Raw genomic sequence first — 16,734 nt, 5'->3', positions numbered from 1 at the left:
CTACTCTTCTTTCAGCAATACGCCATCAGCCATAAACGTATAGGTACGTTCTGGATCGGTAATTTTGGCTATTTCTTCTTCACTCTGGCCTGCATCTTGGGCATAATGGCGCAATTCGGCTACCGAAGTTTCAGACACATAAGCCATCCCGTTAACAATAACTTCTTTTCCAGCTATATTTTTGGGCACAAAAAAACCGTAATCCTTAAATTTCACCATTACCTGTTTTTCATCTCCCAAATCCAATTTCATCCAACACCCCTTGGCTTGGCATACTTCATCAACTTTTGCCACAACTTTGGTTGACAAACTATCACCTGCCTGTAAGGACTCAAATTGACTGGCTAATGCAGAAGCCATTATGGCATCATCAGCTTTCAAAGAAGCTCCAAACGACACATAAGCCACTTCTTTTTGAGTGTCTTGTTGTGCCAATTCTTTGGATTCGTTTTTACAGGATACCAATAACAATGCTAGGGTAAATAAGGAGAAAAATGCTTTCATGTGTTTAATTATTTATGAATCTGGCTACTAAGATACTTCTTTTATTAGAGAATTTAATGATTTCAAATCTCTATAAATTTCATAATTTTGTAAGCATACCAAAAACACTACTATGCAGAATACAACATACAAACAAGATATAGAAATCACTAAATGTGAAAACAGCAAAATAAACGAAATTGACTTTGACAATTTGGCTTTTGGAAGTGTGTTTTCAGACCACATGTTAGTGTGTGATTATAAGGACGGAGCATGGGAAGCCCCTAAGGTTGTCCCTTATCAAAACATCAATTTGGCACCTTCTGCCAAAATATTGCATTATGGACAATCGGTTTTTGAAGGAATGAAAGCCTACAAAGATGCTAATAACGAAACCTTTTTATTTCGCCCTCTAGACAATTGCAAACGTCTGAACATTTCAGCCAAGCGATTGGCTATACCTGAAGTTCCTGAAAATTACTTTATGGAGGGCCTAAAAGCCTTATTGGAAGTAGACGACCAATGGATTCCAAGTGCAGAGCAAGGTTCGTTGTACATTCGTCCATTTATTTTTGCTTCTGGAGAAGGCTTCCATGCTTCACCTGCCAACAATTACAAGTTCATTATTGCAACAGCGCCTTCTGGACCATATTTCTCAGGAAAAGTTAGCGTTTTGATTGAGCAAACTTATTCGCGCTCTGCCAATGGAGGAGTTGGATACGCCAAGGCTGGAGGAAATTACGCAGGACAGTTCTACCCTACACAATTGGCTATTGAAAAAGGTTACAACCAAGTTATCTGGACCGATGACAGCACCCATGAATTTATTGAGGAAGCGGGTGCCATGAATATCTTTATAAGAATTAAAGACACCTTAATCACCGCCCCAACAAGCGATCGTATTTTGGACGGTATCACACGAAAAAGTATTATCGAAATCGCCAAGGCTGAAGGAATTAATGTAGAAGTACGTCCACTATCGGTACATGAAGTGGTAGAAGCGGCCAAAAATGGTGACTTGATGGAAATGTTTGGTTCTGGTACGGCAGCCGTAATCTCTCCTATTGCATCTTTTGGCTACAAGGACAATGACTATGACCTACCGCAATTGGAAAACAGCTATGCCTCCCTTTTGAAAAAACGAATTACGGACATTCAATACAACAGAGCTGAAGATTCTTTTGGATGGCGTGTTAAAATATAAACAACAATAAAAAGAGAAGCAGTTTTGCTTCTCTTTTTTTATTCCTCTAGAATTGTTGCAATATCTGGCTTGAAATAGTTGGGCCCTTTCAACACCTTTCCATCCTCCCTATAAATAGGTTCACCATCGTCACCCAATTTACTCATATTGCTCCTCTGAATTTCTTCAAATACCGTTTCTATTTTATGCTGTAAACCATGCTCTATAATGGTACCACATAAAATATAGAGCATATCCCCCAAGGCATCAGCCACCTCAACTAAGTCGCCGTTATTGGCAGCTTCCAAATATTCCTCGTTTTCTTCGCGCATCAATTTATAGCGAAGAAGATTTTTATCATGCCCCAAATCGGCCTGAGGTGTTTCTCTATGGCCTATCTTAAATGCTGTATGAAATGCTTTCACAGCCTCTATGTGTTTCTTCATTACAGTAATCCTATTTTTAATATATATTTTTGAATTGTTTATAGCTCGTTTGTGTATTTTTGCCTAAAATTAGCCATATGTTTACAAAAGGTCAATGGATTTTCGGGATTTTATTTGCCATCGCATTTATTGCCGTAATCACCTATACCTACAGAAAGGATTTAAAACTTCACCGGAAGTACTACAAAGGCACCGTTTGGATTCTTATTGGCTTTATTGCCTTCATCTTATTTATCGCAGCCATTAAGTTTGTTTTTATGTAGTAAAAAACTTAGTTTTAGTTTTTTATTGAAATATCATACTTACCATTTTCAACAATAAAAATCCCTAGTATCGGGGATGGTTTGACATTGTAGTATGGTGTTATTTCGCAATATTGTTTAACTTAACTAAAACCAACTTTTTATGGCTACCCAAAGATTTATTCCCTTAAGCGACATCAAACGTTACGGAATTACACCAACGAACTATTTTGATTCTTCATCAAAAAAATTATTTCTACAAATCCCAGTTACGGACAGAGGACTTTCGGCTGCAGAAACTAATATTTCTAGTACAAGCCTTTGCGCGCTTGCAATTGAAATAACAGGAGCCACTTCTACTCCAACTTCTCCCATGGTTGGACTTATTGAAATGGAAATTGATTTAAGTTCTGTTTCAGGTTTTCCGATATCTAACCTTCGTGACAAATTAATTGTATATGTTTTTCTAGATCCAAATTCTAGCTCTGCAATATCAACCCTAAAAAACCAAGTTGCTTCTTTTGGAAGCAACTATCCATCTCCCCTTCCAATGCCTAATGGTGTTAAAGAAATTGATGGAGATATTATTATTCAATACGCTTAATGAACAAAATTTTCAGTTCCACAACTTTGTTGTTTTTGCTCCTGACCGCCCTATGTTTTGGCCAGGAGCAAAATTTATTACATACCCTTGATTCCTTAAAGAAGAATGAGAATTACGAGGCCATTATACAATACCGTAAAACCATTGATAACATCCCTAGCAAATCTCCAGCTAAAGGGAGCTACCAATTAGCTTTAGCAAAAGCTTATAATAACTCCAATAAAGAAGATTCTGCTTTTTTATATTTTAAAAAAGCATTAAAATCCTTTACCCTCCATCAACAAGAAGAGAGAATTGCCGAAACCAATTATGAAATTTATTCCTTATTGGATTCTCAAAAAAATTTGGAGTCCAATAAAGAGATGTATCTCAACAACCTGATAGAATACGCCCAAGAACATAAAAGCGATAAATGGCTTGGAGCTATTGCCAATCAAAAAGCCATCTCATTTCACAATGCTCAAGAAGTAGACTCTGCAAAGCATTATTATAACAAAGCCCTTTCCTACTTCAGAGATATGGATAGTACTAAAATACAAATTGGGATTTTGTCCAATTTAGCTGCCATACACGGTAAGGTTTACAAGGATCAGGATTCGGCAATAATTATAACCAAAGCGGCCCTAAAACTTTTGGATCAAGACCCCACAGGAAAGAAAAATTTAAATTACAGATTCGCCTTTTGTAATAATTTGGGAAATTATTATCGTCGTGCCGAAAATTACCCAAAAGCATTAGAGTATTACAGGATGGCAGAAAATATGGACTTATCCAAGCAAGCCCATAAATACTACCTTACACTCTATAAAAATATTGATTCTACTTACGTTGAATTGAACGACTTCAAAAATGCCCATAAGTACTTTTCCAAATCAGACTCTATTGAGAAAGTCATCAACCTTAAAGACCAAAATGCCTCTATTACTGAAGTAGAAGCACGCTACGAAAATGAAAAATTACGAGCCGATAATCTAGAAGCGGAAGCAGCGAGAAAACGAAACCGAAATTTATCAATTCTAGCTACCGTACTTTTAATTTCAGTGGCTATCGTATCCTTCCTGATTCAAAAAAATACACGTAGAAAGCAAAAGTTGGCGGAAAATGAAAAGGAACTGCAAACACAAAAATTGGCAACTGTTTTAAAGGAGCAGGAACTCAAAGCTATTGACGCCATGATTGAAGGCCAAGAAAAAGAGCGCTTGCGTATTGCCAACGATCTGCATGATGATCTTGGCGGACTAATGGCCAACGTAAAACTGCATTTTAATAGCTTAAATGGTCACCAAAACCAAGAACTCTTTGAAAGGACCAATACGCTAATCGATGAAGCTTATAACAAGGTTCGCTCTATTGCCCATGCCAAAAATTCTGGAGTTATAGCCAAGCAAGGGCTTCTCAAGGCCGTTCAGCAAATGGCAGACAAAATATCTTATGCCAATAAAATTTCTATAGAAGTCATCGACCATGGTTTGGAAAATAGACTGGAAAACAGTTTGGAACTTACCATTTTTAGAATCATCCAGGAATTGACAACCAACGTCATCAAACACGCTGAAGCCTCCGAAATCACAATCCATTTAACCAACCACGATGACAGCTTGAACATCATGGTTGAAGACAACGGAAAAGGTTTCAACCCTACCAAAATTACTTCAAAGAGCGATGGCATGGGACTTGGCAGCATCGATAAGCGCGTAGACCACCTCCATGGCTCCATGGCCATAGAATCTGAACCAAAAAAAGGAACCACCATAATTATTGATATTCCCCTATGATACGATTAGCAATTGCAGAAGACCACCAGTCCCTGATAGATGGCATACAATTACTTTTGGAATTTGAAAAAGACATTGTTGTAGTTGGTACCGCCAATGACGGCGAAAAGCTTTTGGAAATTGTGCATAGCAAACATCCAAACGTAATTCTAACAGACATTAGAATGCCCATAATGGACGGTATTGAAGCTACCAAACAGATAAAAACTCAATATCCAGACACCAACATCCTGGCTTTTTCCATGTTTGATCAAACTGAAGCCATCTCACAAATGTTAGAAGCGGGAGCTTCTGGTTATCTTCTAAAAAACTCCCCACTTACCGAGGTGCTATCGGCAATTAGATCCGTAGCCGAAGGCAACAATTATTTTGATGCCAACATCAATACCAATGCCTTAAATTCATCTCAAAGTCCATCAAAAAAAGGCATCCTTACCAAGCGGCAAATAGAAATCTTGGAACTCGTTGCACAAGGTAAAACCTCCAGAGAAATTGCAGAAGAACTCTTTATAGGAGTGCGTACTGTGGAAACCCATCGTAAAAATATGATCAAGATTCTAGGGCTTCAGGGCAAAGGGGAATTGATGCGCTATGCACTTGAAAAAAAATACCGCTTTTAAAATATCCCCAGTATTACGGATGGTTTTACATAGTGGCGTTTGCTAGTTTTACTTCGCTATTTAGAACAATGCCTTCGGGTCAATCTAAACTCGCTCAAAATATATTTTTGAGCACTTTAGTTGAAACATCGTTTAGATTGAAGGGAATATTTTACGCTTTCAACTATCAAAAATCCCCTATATAGGGGATTTTTTAATACAACATGTACAAGTATCTTTACATTGTTCTTAAATGCTAATCGCAGTAAGATCTTTAACAACCAACCAAATGCTAAAGACCCCTTCTCCATTAACCTGTAGTGTGGTAGCAGTATAAATTTTTATACATTCAATTGTTTTTAGCTAATTAAATCCCCGATCTCGGGGATTTTTTGCATAATAAAACACCTACAATATTGCTTACAATCAAATTTAATTTCTTTAAAATTGATTACCTTTGATAGAACATCAAAGCAATAAAAATGAAATTTTTTAAATACTTTCTATTTCTGTGTTTAATTGCCTGTATTGCCTTAGCGATCTACATCGCAGTACAGCCAAATTCCTATGAAGTTAGTCGCGAACGTATCATTGAGGCCCCGGCTTCTGTAGCCTACAATAATGTTGTAGACCTCAAAAATTGGGAAGCATGGTCTCCGTGGGTAGAAAAAGATCCCAATACAGCAATAACTCTAGGGGAAACAACTCTTGGCGTAGGAGGAAATTACTCCTGGACCGACTCCCACGGTAAAGGATCGATGAAAACCAAAGACGCCGTTGACAACACTTCGATCCATCAGGAGCTGCAATTTGATAATTACGAACCTTCCAATGTCAATTGGAAATTTGAAGCTTTAGATCCTTCCAAAACTAAAGTAACGTGGACTATGAAGGCCGACAAAATTCCTTTTATGTTCAAAGCATATGCCTTGGCCAATGGAGGCTTCGACAATATGGTTGGTCCCGACTTTGAGCGTGGTCTAACAAAGCTAGATAGCGTATTACAGGAGTCCATGAAGGTTTATAACATTAAAGTTAACGGAATAACCCAGCATAGCGGAGGCTTTTACCTCTACAATACCACTTCCTGTAAAATTTCTGAAGTAAAAGAAAAAATGCAAGAAATGCTTCCTAAAGTGGTTCAATACACCTCCTCGAACAATATTGCCATGGCTGGAGCTCCTTATATTAGCTATCTGAAATGGGATGAAGCCAATAACGCAACCATTTTTTCTTGCTGTGTCCCTACTACCTCCCAAGTAATTACCCCAGATGGCAGCGACATCCTTACGGGGTACATGGATGCCTTTAAAGCTGTGGAAACTACACTTACCGGAGATTATAACAATCTAAAAGAAGCCTGGGAAATTGCCATGAAGTATATACCTGAAAACGGATATAAATTCAAGGAAAATGGCCCTATGTTGGAAACCTATCTCACAGATCCAATTCAAACCCCTAATCCGGCCAATTGGGTAACTAAAATCTATATTGCTATTGAAGACGACAGCAATCCCCAAACTCTAGAAACCACGAGCCTTTAATATTCATGAAGCATTTATTACTTGTATTTCTAGGGGGAGGCTTTGGAAGTGTGCTGCGTTTTGGAATTGGAAAACTTTGGAACAGTCACGAAACAGGCATTCCATACGGTACCTTTGCTGCCAACATTTTGGGTAGCTTGCTTATTGGAATTATCTTGGGATTAGCGGCAAAAAACGATACGCTCTCCCAAAGCCAAACACTGTTTTTGGCAACGGGTTTTTGTGGTGGCTTCACTACTTTTTCAACCTTTGCCTATGAAAATCATGTATTTTTAAGGTCTGGAGATTTCACAAGCTTTGCAATCTATACCATAGCAAGTTTTATCCTAGGATTTCTGGCCGTGTTTTTAGGAATGTTTTTGGTAAAATAACCTAGCTAGTAGCAACTATTTCTTTTTATAGGCTTTTACGCCTGCCCTAATTTCTGTATTCAGGTAGTTATCTCTTGGTACAATTGGGCATGAATAGCGTTCGTTGTATGCACAGTAAGGATTATATGATTTATTGAAGTCTATGGTAATACTGTCTCCTTCTGGAATTTTCAAATCGATATAGCGACCTCCCCCATAGCTTTCTCCTCCATTCGTGTTGTCCAAGAAAGGTAAAAACAAATAATCTTTAAAGTCATCTTGGTCCATTAAATCTTCTCCTTGATAGACATTCAATGCATAAGAAACGTCCTTTAACTGGAATTTCAATATCCCATACACTCGTTCTTTGGACTCTCTATCTGTGGTAGTTTTCATTAAAAACCATGGCGAATCGGGCGTACGAAGTAAAGCAGCCTCCACAACGTATGCAGAGTCCACTTCAAAAAACGACAAGCCTTTAAACTCCTTCCGATCTTCATCCGTTAAAGGCGACTTCGTAGCATCCCTAAATTCGGCATTTAACTTTTTTTGAAAGGCTGATTTCCCCAACAAGGGTTGCTTCTCTTGGGTGCAGCTTAAACCGAGAACCCCTAGAAATAAAAAAATTAAGAATCTCATTGACATTTTTTTTTCGACATCAAAAATACAACTTAAACTTTTTTCACATATCTTTGAAATTCAAAGAATTAAAAAAATCATGATTTCAGTCATCACAAGAAATAAGCAAACCTATACCGCTTCACAAAGAAGTTGGACGCTTATAAGATTGTGTTGATTGTTACCAAACAATATATCTGTAGAACGTCCGGCTTATGTCGGACGTTTTTTTTGTTACATCAATTTTACATCAATCAAACATGAAACGACTTTTTAATAATTACATCAATACCTTTAAAGGGCTCTCTAAGGAAGTTTGGTGGCTAGCATTGATTACGCTCATTAACAGGGCCGGAACCATGGTAGTTCCATTTTTATCGCTTTACCTAACAAAAAGCCTCAACTTTTCGTTAAGTGATGTGGGGTGGATCATGTCTGCTTTTGGTGCGGGTTCGGTATTAGGGTCTTGGTGGGGCGGTAAATGGACTGACAAAATTGGCTATTACAAAGTCATGGTTATAAGTTTAGTGGCCTCTGGACTACTATTTATCGCACTACAATTTATCAATAGTTATACAGGAATGATCTTAGGTGTTGGACTGTTAATGGCAGTAGCCGACATGTTCCGACCTGCGATGTTTGTAGCCCTAAGCGCTTACAGCAAACCCGTAAACAAAACTAGATCCGTAACCCTAATCCGCTTGGCCATAAATCTAGGCTTTTCGGCAGGACCTGCTATTGGAGGCATGATCATTCTAACTCTAGGATATGCAGGCCTTTTTTGGGTAGATGGTATTACTTGTATTGTCGCTGGTATTTTGTTGCTAAATGTGCTGAATCCCAAAACAGCAAGGGTTCAGGATGACATTACAGTTCCTGACCCAAAATCGGCTTATAAAGATGGACCCTATATTATATTTTTGGTAGCCATGGTATTGTTCAGTATTGTATTTTTGCAATACTTTTCTACCATGCCCCTTTATTATGAAAAGGAACGCTTACTTTCGGAGTTTGAAATTGGACTCCTCATGGGAATGAATGGCCTACTTATTGCTTTATTTGAAATGCCTCTTATAAAGTGGCTAGAAGATCTAAAATATACCAAAACAGGGCTTATAATTGGTGGAGCAATGCTTACTGCTCTCAGCTTTTTTGTACTTAATCTTAGCTCTTGGACAGGTATTTTGGTTATTGGCATGTTATTTATGACCCTAGGAGAAATGATAGCCTTTCCCTTCTCCAATGCCTTTGCCCTAAAACGAGCCACAAGAGGCAATCAAGGGGAATATATGGCACTTTACAGTATGGCATTTGCCATTGCCCATATTTTTGGCCACAATACCGGAATGCAACTTATTGAACAGGTTGGTTTTGAAAGCACTTGGTACATTATCATTGCTATTATGTTGATTTGTGTGCTACTATTAGTATTTTTAAAGCGTAAAATGGCCTATCAAAACATAAGTCAACAACACTGATATTTAGTATTTTGAATTTAGAAAAAGACATCGTTATTATAGGTGCAGGCCCCATTGGTATTGCCTGTGCCCTTGAATGTAAAAAAAGAGAATTTAACTATGTGATTTTGGAAAAGGGAGCACTCACCAACTCCCTTTTCAACTACCCTCTGAACATGACCTTTTTCTCTACTTCGGAACGATTGGAAATCAACGATGTTCCTTTTATCAGCAACAATCCAAAACCGAACCGGGACGAAGCTTTGGAATATTACAGGCGAGTGGCTACTTCCAATCAATTGCATATTAATTTATACGAAGAGGTTTTAGGTATCCTTAAGCAAAATGGACAATTTATAGTCACTTCGGAGAAGCAAAATTACAAGGCCAAAAGAGTAATCATTGCCACTGGCTTTTATGACATTCCAAAATTATTGAATGTTCCCGGAGAACAGCTCCCAAAAGTCACCCATTACTATAAAGAGGCACACCCTTACACCATGCAAAAGGTAATTGTGGTAGGAGCCAGTAATTCTTCTGTAGATGCTGCTTTGGAAATTTGGCGAAAAGGTGGAGACGTCACTATGGTGATACGAGGTAAAGACGTTGGAGAGCGAGTGAAATACTGGGTACGCCCCGATATCCTAAACCGTATTGAAGAAGGCAATATAAAGGCCTATTTTAATTCCGAAATTCAGGAAATCAAACAGGAGGAAGTCATAATTAAAACTCCTGAGGGCATTATAACCATCCCTAATGATCATGTAGTTGCGCTTACGGGATATCAACCTAATTTTAAGTTATTGGAAAGTGCAAATGTTACCTTTAGCGATGATGAGAGACATATTCCTACCTATAATCCAGATACCATGGAAACCAACATTCCAGGGCTCTATCTAGCAGGCGTGATTTGCGGGGGCATGGAGACCCATAAATGGTTTATAGAAAATTCCCGTATTCACGCCCAACAAATTGCAGAACACATCTCTAAGACACTCTAAGGCCTATTTAAGAGGTTTGATATAGCCATTCTTAACCACATCGGATAAAACAATTTGAGTTTTACTCTCTCCATACACGATAAGCTGATCTATAAAAGCTTCTAAATGTTTTTGGTGTTTAAGGATGACTACCATCACGATATTTTCATTACCGGTAATCCTATAACAGTTTAATACCTCATCATAGGTTTTTACCTTTTCCAAAAAAGGCTTGAGTTTGCCCATAAAAGCACGAAGGGTAATAATAGCCTTAAGTTGGTAACCAGCCTCAAAATAGGAAACCGTAGTATGATAGTCTTCAATAATCCCAGAATCTTCCATTTTTTTGATACGCTCGGAAACCGCGGGTGAACTAATGCCAACTTGCCTTCCAATTTGAGCATTGGATTGTCGTGCATTTTGCTGTAAACATTTCAATATTTTCCAATTCAAAGTATCAATACTCATTTTTAAAGTTTTTTTAATAAAAAAGATAATTATTAAACCAAATATACATTTTTACTTTAATTATTAAAGCTGAATCTGAAATCTTGTCCTTAATTTTGATATAAATTGCTATTAAACTATGTTACCTCATTTGCCACACCATTTTTCAGAACTCCCTGTGTATCAAAAAGCTATAGATATCATTATATTATCTAGAAGCATTTCGACATACTTAAATCAGGATCTAAATTACCTCCGTGAAGATGGCACCGAAGACCATCATATTTATTTCACTGGAGACCTTGTACAACAATCAGCATCCTTGGCTCCAGAAATTGTCAAGGCTGAAATGGAACGCTATTCGGAAAGACGGCATAAACATATTGCTGCGCTGAGAAGAATGACCAATAGGCTTTATAGAAATTGCCGCAGATTGGAAAAATGCAACAGCAACGGCAAGGATTATATCCCTTTGTTAAGACGCGAACTAAAGACTTTTAAAAGGCTACAGCACTCTTGGATGCTTACGCTTTAAGTATTTTAAAAGACTAAAGAAACTCTAAACGCAATACAAGGAAGTCCAACAGGCTTCCTTTTTTTGTTAAAAACTTTGTGTATAACTAAACTTACAACTAACTAAATGACAAACTCTTATTAGTATCTTGTAACTGTCTCTAAGAACTTTTTACTACAAAAGCCTTTCCTAAAAAAGTTGGTTTGTTTTTAATTATACAGGAAAGGCTTTTTTTTATTTGAATTTATAAGGGTTATTGGCAATCACTTCCACAACCAATTAAACGTAACTCCTATGGATGTACATCCAACACATAAATTTTAAATACCATAATTACCATTCCCACAAGTCCTCCCACCAAAGCTCCATTAAGCCTAATATATTGCAAATCCTCACCAACCTTTTCCTCTATTTGCTTTACCAGCTCTACGTTGGAAAGTTTTGCTAAACTTTCTCCAACCAATTCTCCAATTCGGTGATGGTGTTTGTCAATTAATTCCAATAAGGTACTTTTTAACCAAGCATCTGTACGTTCCAATTTTGAAACATCATTGTAAAAATCATGTAGCATTCTATTAACTTTCTCCTTCAAAAGCAAGGTATGTTCAGTTTCCCCTTGAAAGACCTGCTCATGGATAATGCCTTTAATTTTTGTCAAGGCCTGTTTCACCATCCCAGAATCAATTAAACGCAACAAAAATTGCTCCCCAAAGGCATTGATGGTTTCAATAGCAGGATCGTCTTCTAAGGTCAATCGATCTCCATACTCATAGAGCTGCCTATCCAATGCTTGAATAATTTTATGCCCCTCAGGTGCCTCCTGCATTTCCTCCGAAAGTTCATACAACTGCTCTTGAATACCTTTGGCTATTTTAGAAGGCTTTATGGCTCCCAATATCTGGCCAGCTCCAACCAAAACTCCTTTAAGTACAGAGCCTTTCTTCTTTTGATTTTTTACTTGCAACTCTACCTCGGTTGTTAAAAATTCCAACGTGGCCGGTTCTGCAATTTTTTCCTTGAGTACCTCCAAAAACACCCTGAGCATCCTGTAATGCTCTTTATGCTCAACCACCTGCTTTAAAAACCGACCTAATGGCTCCGCTACATTATTTCCTTTACAAGCCGGACGCAACAAATCCTCTAAACTGGTCACCACATTGGGAGCATCCAATTGTTGTAACAAGGCTTCCAATTCCGGTTGTAAAGTGCGTTGTATAGCGTCTTGATTGTCCTTATTCAATAAATATTCAACGATGGGTTTTGCTAAGGAGACTCCTTCAATTTTATCCCTAAGCATGTCTTTGGATAGCCATTCATTATTGACCAAATCCACAATGCCGGCGGATAACTTCTCCCTGCTTTTCACTATGATATTGGTATGGCGCTTCACATAGGGAATGGGAATTTCCTGAAACAAAGCCCTTACCGCAAACCAGTCGGCGACGCCACCCACAACCGCGGCCTCAAAACCTGCCAACAAAATCTCTAAAAGATCACCTTCGTAGATATGCAACTTCTTAAAGACAAGGCCTATGGTCATGAAGCACACAGCCAAGGCCAAAGACAGGTTTCCTAATCTATTTTTCTTCATGTTGAAAGTTTGGTCTTTCTAAGGTCTTAAAAAATACTGAAAACTAAGACTTTAATCACAACAAAATCAATTGAATAATTTCAAAATCCTAATCCATAAGAAACCTTTCTTTTGAAAATCCCATAAAAAAATCCCGAGAAGTCACTTCTCAGGATTTAATTAATAAGCTATATTTTATATCTACATATTCCGTCTATACTGTCCTCCCACTTCAAACAATGCCTTGGTAATTTGCCCAAGGGAACAGAATTTTGTAGCTTCCATCAACTCTTCAAAAATGTTTTGGTTATTGACAGCAGCATGCTGAATCCCTTTTAACTGTTCTGCAACTTCTTTAGCATAATGTTCGTGAAGGTTTTCCAAAGTTGTTATTTGGAATTGCTTTTCGTCTTCCGTCGCACGAATCACTTCCGCAGGAATTACCGTTGGAGAGCCCTTACTGCTCAAGAAGGTATTCACCCCAATAATTGGAAATTGCCCATTGTGCTTTAAGGTTTCGTAATACAAACTTTCCTCTTGAATTTTAGAACGTTGGTACATGGTTTCCATAGCTCCAAGAACACCGCCGCGTTCTGTAATTCTATCAAACTCTGACAACACCGCTTCCTCAACCAAATCGGTTAATTCTTCAATGATAAAGGATCCTTGAATAGGATTCTCATTTTTAGCTAATCCTAACTCTTTATTGATAATCAACTGAATGGCCATAGCACGACGTACCGACTCTTCCGTTGGCGTTGTGATAGCCTCATCATAAGCATTTGTGTGCAACGAGTTACAGTTGTCATAAATAGCATAAAGCGCCTGTAACGTTGTACGGATATCATTAAAGTCAATCTCTTGGGCATGCAAGCTACGTCCTGATGTTTGAATATGGTATTTCAACATCTGTGCTCTTGGATTGGCTCCGTATTTATGCTTTAAGGCCTTGGCCCAAATTCTGCGGGCTACACGACCAATAACCGCATATTCAGGATCGATACCGTTGGAGAAGAAGAACGACAAGTTTGGTCCAAACTTATTGATATCCATTTGTCGTGACAAATAATACTCCACATAGGTAAACCCATTGGCCAGAGTCAATGCCAATTGGGTAATTGGATTGGCTCCTGCCTCTGCAATATGGTACCCAGAAATAGATACCGAATAGAAGTTACGAACATTGTTATCGATAAAGTACTCCTGAACATCCCCCATCAATCGCAAAGCGAATTCCGTAGAGAAAATACAAGTGTTTTGCGCTTGGTCTTCCTTAAGAATATCCGCCTGAACCGTTCCGCGCACCTGAGCGATGGTTTTAGCTTTGATATCGGCATAGACATCGGCAGGCAACACTTGGTCTCCTGTAACCCCCAACAGCATCAATCCTAAGCCGTCATTTCCTTCAGGTAATTCACCATTATATTTTGGACGCTCTTTTCCTTTATAGATTTCAGCAATTTTTGCGGCTACCTCTTTTTCAAGACCATTCTCTTTAATGTAAATCTCACATTGTTGATCGATCGCCGCATTCATAAAGAATCCCAGCAACATTGGTGCAGGACCATTGATGGTCATACTTACCGAAGTCATGGCATCGGCAAGATTGAACCCTGAATACAATTTCTTGGCATCATCCAAACAGCAAATAGAAACTCCTGCATTTCCAATCTTTCCGTAGATATCAGGACGATGGTCTGGATCGTTTCCATAAAGCGTCACCGAATCAAATGCTGTTGACAAACGTTTGGCAGGCATTCCTAAACTTACGTAGTGGAAACGACGGTTGGTACGCTCTGGCCCACCTTCTCCAGCAAACATACGTGTTGGATCTTCACCCGTTCTTTTAAACGGATACAGTCCTGAAGTATATGGAAATTCACCTGGCACATTCTCCTGCAAGCACCATCTTAAAATATCCCCCCAAGCTTGGTACTTTGGAAGGGCCACTTTAGGAATCTGTGTGTGCGACAGAGATTCTGTATGCGTTTCAATCTTTATCTCACGGTCTCTTACCTTAAAAGAATAGATTGGATTTTTATATCTGTTAACCTTTTCATCCCAACCGGTAATTACTTCCCAGTTGTATGGATCAAGGTTCATTTTCATTCTGTCGAACTCCTTAATTAGAAGTTCCAATAATAACTTGTTCTCTTCTGAAACTTCCAACGTTTCAGTATCCACTCCAGAACGCGTTAATACCGGCGCTGAGCCCACAACCGTTTCAATGGTTTTATAAATTCCATACAGCTTTTGAGCTACCTCTACTTGAGCTGTAGCAGTAGTATCGTAGGCTCGATTGTTTTCTGCGATTTCAGAAAGGTAACGTGTTCTAGCCGGTGGAATCACAAAAATCTTCTCACTCATCTCCTTGGTGATTTCAAAAGTCGACTTTAAATCACTCTCCGACTTTTCAACCAAAGTATCCATAATGGCTTTGTACAACGAGTTCATTCCTGGATCGTTGAACTGCGATGCAATCGTTCCAAATACCGGCATATCATCTGGGTTGGCATGCCAAAGATTGTGGTTACGCATATACTGCTTCTTTACATCACGTAAGGCATCCAAAGCGCCACGTTTGTCAAATTTGTTAATCGCTACCAAATCGGCAAAATCCAGCATATCGATTTTTTCCAACTGCGTTGCAGCCCCAAATTCAGGAGTCATTACATATAAAGACACATCACTGTGCTCCAAAATTTCTGTATCAGACTGACCAATTCCGGAAGTTTCCAAAATAATCAAATCGTACTCGGCAGCTTTTAAAACTTCCACAGCTTCATTAACGTATTTTGACAATGCCAAATTAGATTGACGTGTTGCCAAACTGCGCATGTACACTCTTGGGTTGTTAATGGCATTCATACGAATTCTATCCCCCAATAAAGCGCCTCCCGTCTTTCTTTTGGAAGGGTCTACAGAAATAATCCCAACTGTTTTCTCTGGAAAATCAATTAAAAAACGTCTTACCAATTCATCCACCAAGGAAGATTTTCCAGCTCCACCAGTTCCTGTAATTCCAAGTACTGGGGTATGGCTGTTTTTATTTTTTGCATGAATATCTTCTAAGGTTGCCTTAGCGACTTCAGGGAAATTTTCAGCCGAAGAAATCACTCTCGCAATAGCTTTTGGATTTTTTTCAGCCAATTGGTTTACCTCTCCATTCAAGGAATCCCCAATGGCAAAATCGGATAACATTACCAAATCATTTATCATTCCTTGAAGGCCCATTTCACGACCATCGTCAGGCGAATAGATTCGGGTAATTCCGTAATCCATCAATTCCTGAATTTCTTCCGGAAGGATTACTCCACCACCTCCACCAAAAATCTTGATGTGCTCGGCCCCTTTCTCCTTCAATAAATCGTACATGTATTTAAAATACTCATTGTGTCCTCCTTGATAAGAGGTCATGGCAATGGCATTGGCATCTTCCTGAATGGCCGTGTTCACCACTTCTTCCACACTGCGGTCGTGACCCAAATGGATTACTTCCACGCCTGTGGCCTGAATGATTCGACGCATGATATTAATGGCAGCGTCGTGGCCGTCAAAAAGCGAGGCGGCAGTCACGATTCTTACTTTATGTTTAGGTTTGTAAGGTGCTATCTGTTTCATCTATAGTAAGCTATTGAATTAGTTTTTAAACTGAAAACCAAGAACCTAAGAAAGTTTCAACTTTAATACGATCCCTTGACCTAATGATTCTTTGACAATCATCCCTGATTTTCGAATGGCAAATTTAAGGATTATTCAAAAAAATAACCGGTTTATCTTAAATTATCTAAAACGTTTGAGAAGAACAGAGCCATTTATGGTTTTCAACTAATTTTCTTACCACAGATGTTTCAGGGATTGTGTTTTTCACGGCTATCATCTGCGTAGTAAAAAGGAGATGTATAAATTACAAAACTGTTAG

General features: G+C 38.6%; 16 protein-coding genes. 10 read left to right on the top strand and 6 right to left on the bottom strand.

Going from position 1 to position 16,734, the window contains the following annotated elements; translation table 11 throughout:
- The gene (locus ZA05_RS13210; protein WP_053992162.1) at positions 1-504 is read right to left on the bottom strand and encodes a DUF4920 domain-containing protein; all 504 of its coding nucleotides are present in this window, start codon (positions 502-504) and stop codon (positions 1-3) included.
- A 112-nt stretch (positions 505-616) separates the two neighbouring features.
- Here ZA05_RS13210 and ZA05_RS13205 point away from each other — a divergent pair, with 112 nt between their 5' ends.
- Positions 617-1,687, top strand: a complete 1,071-nt coding sequence (locus tag ZA05_RS13205) for a branched-chain amino acid aminotransferase (protein WP_053992161.1) — start codon at positions 617-619, stop codon at positions 1,685-1,687.
- Positions 1,688-1,725: 38 nt separating this feature from the next.
- Here the strand turns inward: ZA05_RS13205 and ZA05_RS13200 are convergent, their stop codons facing one another.
- Positions 1,726-2,112 carry a nucleoside triphosphate pyrophosphohydrolase family protein gene (locus ZA05_RS13200; RefSeq protein WP_053992160.1) on the bottom strand — a complete coding sequence of 129 codons (387 nt, stop codon included), beginning with the start codon at positions 2,110-2,112 and terminating at the stop codon, positions 1,726-1,728.
- A 77-nt stretch (positions 2,113-2,189) separates the two neighbouring features.
- Between ZA05_RS13200 and ZA05_RS13195 the strand changes: the two genes are divergently transcribed.
- From ZA05_RS13195 to crcB, 6 genes are all read left to right on the top strand, one after another.
- Positions 2,190-2,375 carry a hypothetical protein gene (locus ZA05_RS13195; protein WP_053992159.1) on the top strand — a complete coding sequence of 62 codons (186 nt, stop codon included), beginning with the start codon at positions 2,190-2,192 and terminating at the stop codon, positions 2,373-2,375.
- Between the two features lie 142 nt (positions 2,376-2,517).
- Positions 2,518-2,958, top strand: coding sequence for a hypothetical protein (locus ZA05_RS13190; RefSeq protein ID WP_053992158.1), 441 nt, complete (start codon positions 2,518-2,520; stop codon positions 2,956-2,958).
- On the top strand, positions 2,958-4,733 hold the full coding sequence (locus ZA05_RS13185; protein WP_053992157.1) for a sensor histidine kinase: 1,776 nt from the start codon (positions 2,958-2,960) through the stop codon (positions 4,731-4,733). The genes ZA05_RS13190 and ZA05_RS13185 overlap by 1 nt, the downstream gene beginning before the upstream one ends.
- Positions 4,730-5,353 (top strand): response regulator transcription factor, encoded by a 624-nt coding sequence (locus ZA05_RS13180; protein ID WP_053992156.1) that lies wholly within the window; start codon positions 4,730-4,732, stop codon positions 5,351-5,353. The genes ZA05_RS13185 and ZA05_RS13180 overlap by 4 nt, the downstream gene beginning before the upstream one ends.
- 461 nt (positions 5,354-5,814) lie before the next feature.
- A complete protein-coding gene (locus tag ZA05_RS13175; protein ID WP_053992155.1) occupies positions 5,815-6,876 on the top strand; it encodes an SRPBCC family protein in 1,062 nt (353 codons plus the stop codon).
- Positions 6,877-6,881: 5 nt separating this feature from the next.
- On the top strand, positions 6,882-7,247 hold the full coding sequence (gene crcB, locus ZA05_RS13170) for a fluoride efflux transporter CrcB (RefSeq protein WP_053992154.1): 366 nt from the start codon (positions 6,882-6,884) through the stop codon (positions 7,245-7,247).
- Between the two features lie 15 nt (positions 7,248-7,262).
- Here crcB and ZA05_RS13165 read toward each other — a convergent pair whose 3' ends face one another.
- On the bottom strand, positions 7,263-7,865 hold the full coding sequence (locus ZA05_RS13165; protein ID WP_053992153.1) for a DUF1684 domain-containing protein: 603 nt from the start codon (positions 7,863-7,865) through the stop codon (positions 7,263-7,265).
- Between the two features lie 239 nt (positions 7,866-8,104).
- Between ZA05_RS13165 and ZA05_RS13160 the strand changes: the two genes are divergently transcribed.
- Complete coding sequence (locus ZA05_RS13160; RefSeq protein ID WP_053992152.1) at positions 8,105-9,322, top strand: MFS transporter; 1,218 nt, start codon at positions 8,105-8,107, stop codon at positions 9,320-9,322.
- An 11-nt stretch (positions 9,323-9,333) separates the two neighbouring features.
- Positions 9,334-10,302, top strand: a complete 969-nt coding sequence (locus ZA05_RS13155) for a YpdA family putative bacillithiol disulfide reductase (protein ID WP_053992151.1) — start codon at positions 9,334-9,336, stop codon at positions 10,300-10,302.
- A 3-nt stretch (positions 10,303-10,305) separates the two neighbouring features.
- On the opposite strand, the gene ZA05_RS13150 is transcribed toward ZA05_RS13155, so the two are convergent.
- A complete protein-coding gene (locus ZA05_RS13150) occupies positions 10,306-10,749 on the bottom strand; it encodes an Lrp/AsnC family transcriptional regulator (RefSeq protein ID WP_053992150.1) in 444 nt (147 codons plus the stop codon).
- Between the two features lie 118 nt (positions 10,750-10,867).
- On the opposite strand from ZA05_RS13150, the gene ZA05_RS13145 reads away from it, so the two are divergent.
- Complete coding sequence (locus ZA05_RS13145; RefSeq protein ID WP_053992149.1) at positions 10,868-11,263, top strand: hypothetical protein; 396 nt, start codon at positions 10,868-10,870, stop codon at positions 11,261-11,263.
- A gap of 271 nt (positions 11,264-11,534) precedes the next feature.
- On the opposite strand, the gene ZA05_RS13140 is transcribed toward ZA05_RS13145, so the two are convergent.
- Positions 11,535-12,833 (bottom strand): DUF445 domain-containing protein, encoded by a 1,299-nt coding sequence (locus ZA05_RS13140; RefSeq protein ID WP_053992148.1) that lies wholly within the window; start codon positions 12,831-12,833, stop codon positions 11,535-11,537.
- A 180-nt stretch (positions 12,834-13,013) separates the two neighbouring features.
- Positions 13,014-16,433: a methylmalonyl-CoA mutase family protein gene (locus tag ZA05_RS13135; protein WP_053992147.1), complete on the bottom strand. Its 3,420-nt coding sequence runs from the start codon at positions 16,431-16,433 to the stop codon at positions 13,014-13,016.
- Between the last annotated feature and the right edge of the window lie 301 nt (positions 16,434-16,734).

This window comes from Mangrovimonas sp. TPBH4 (assembly GCF_001280505.1).
Classification (GTDB): Bacteria; Bacteroidota; Bacteroidia; order Flavobacteriales; family Flavobacteriaceae; genus Mangrovimonas_A.
Note: the sequence above shows the minus strand (reverse complement) of the source record. Positions and strands in the feature narration are given on the sequence as shown.

Bases quoted from the DNA above. Each gene is read 5' to 3' on its own strand.
- ZA05_RS13210 (WP_053992162.1), bottom strand. From the start codon at position 504: ATGAAAGCATTTTTCTCCTTATTTACCCTAGCATTGTTATTGGTATCC.
- ZA05_RS13205 (WP_053992161.1), top strand. From the start codon at position 617: ATGCAGAATACAACATACAAACAAGATATAGAAATCACTAAATGTGAA.
- ZA05_RS13200 (WP_053992160.1), bottom strand. From the start codon at position 2,112: ATGAAGAAACACATAGAGGCTGTGAAAGCATTTCATACAGCATTTAAG.
- ZA05_RS13195 (WP_053992159.1), top strand. From the start codon at position 2,190: ATGTTTACAAAAGGTCAATGGATTTTCGGGATTTTATTTGCCATCGCA.
- ZA05_RS13190 (WP_053992158.1), top strand. From the start codon at position 2,518: ATGGCTACCCAAAGATTTATTCCCTTAAGCGACATCAAACGTTACGGA.
- ZA05_RS13185 (WP_053992157.1), top strand. From the start codon at position 2,958: ATGAACAAAATTTTCAGTTCCACAACTTTGTTGTTTTTGCTCCTGACC.
- ZA05_RS13180 (WP_053992156.1), top strand. From the start codon at position 4,730: ATGATACGATTAGCAATTGCAGAAGACCACCAGTCCCTGATAGATGGC.
- ZA05_RS13175 (WP_053992155.1), top strand. From the start codon at position 5,815: ATGAAATTTTTTAAATACTTTCTATTTCTGTGTTTAATTGCCTGTATT.
- crcB (WP_053992154.1), top strand. From the start codon at position 6,882: ATGAAGCATTTATTACTTGTATTTCTAGGGGGAGGCTTTGGAAGTGTG.
- ZA05_RS13165 (WP_053992153.1), bottom strand. From the start codon at position 7,865: ATGAGATTCTTAATTTTTTTATTTCTAGGGGTTCTCGGTTTAAGCTGC.
- ZA05_RS13160 (WP_053992152.1), top strand. From the start codon at position 8,105: ATGAAACGACTTTTTAATAATTACATCAATACCTTTAAAGGGCTCTCT.
- ZA05_RS13150 (WP_053992150.1), bottom strand. From the start codon at position 10,749: ATGAGTATTGATACTTTGAATTGGAAAATATTGAAATGTTTACAGCAA.
- ZA05_RS13145 (WP_053992149.1), top strand. From the start codon at position 10,868: ATGTTACCTCATTTGCCACACCATTTTTCAGAACTCCCTGTGTATCAA.
- ZA05_RS13140 (WP_053992148.1), bottom strand. From the start codon at position 12,833: ATGAAGAAAAATAGATTAGGAAACCTGTCTTTGGCCTTGGCTGTGTGC.
- ZA05_RS13135 (WP_053992147.1), bottom strand. From the start codon at position 16,433: ATGAAACAGATAGCACCTTACAAACCTAAACATAAAGTAAGAATCGTG.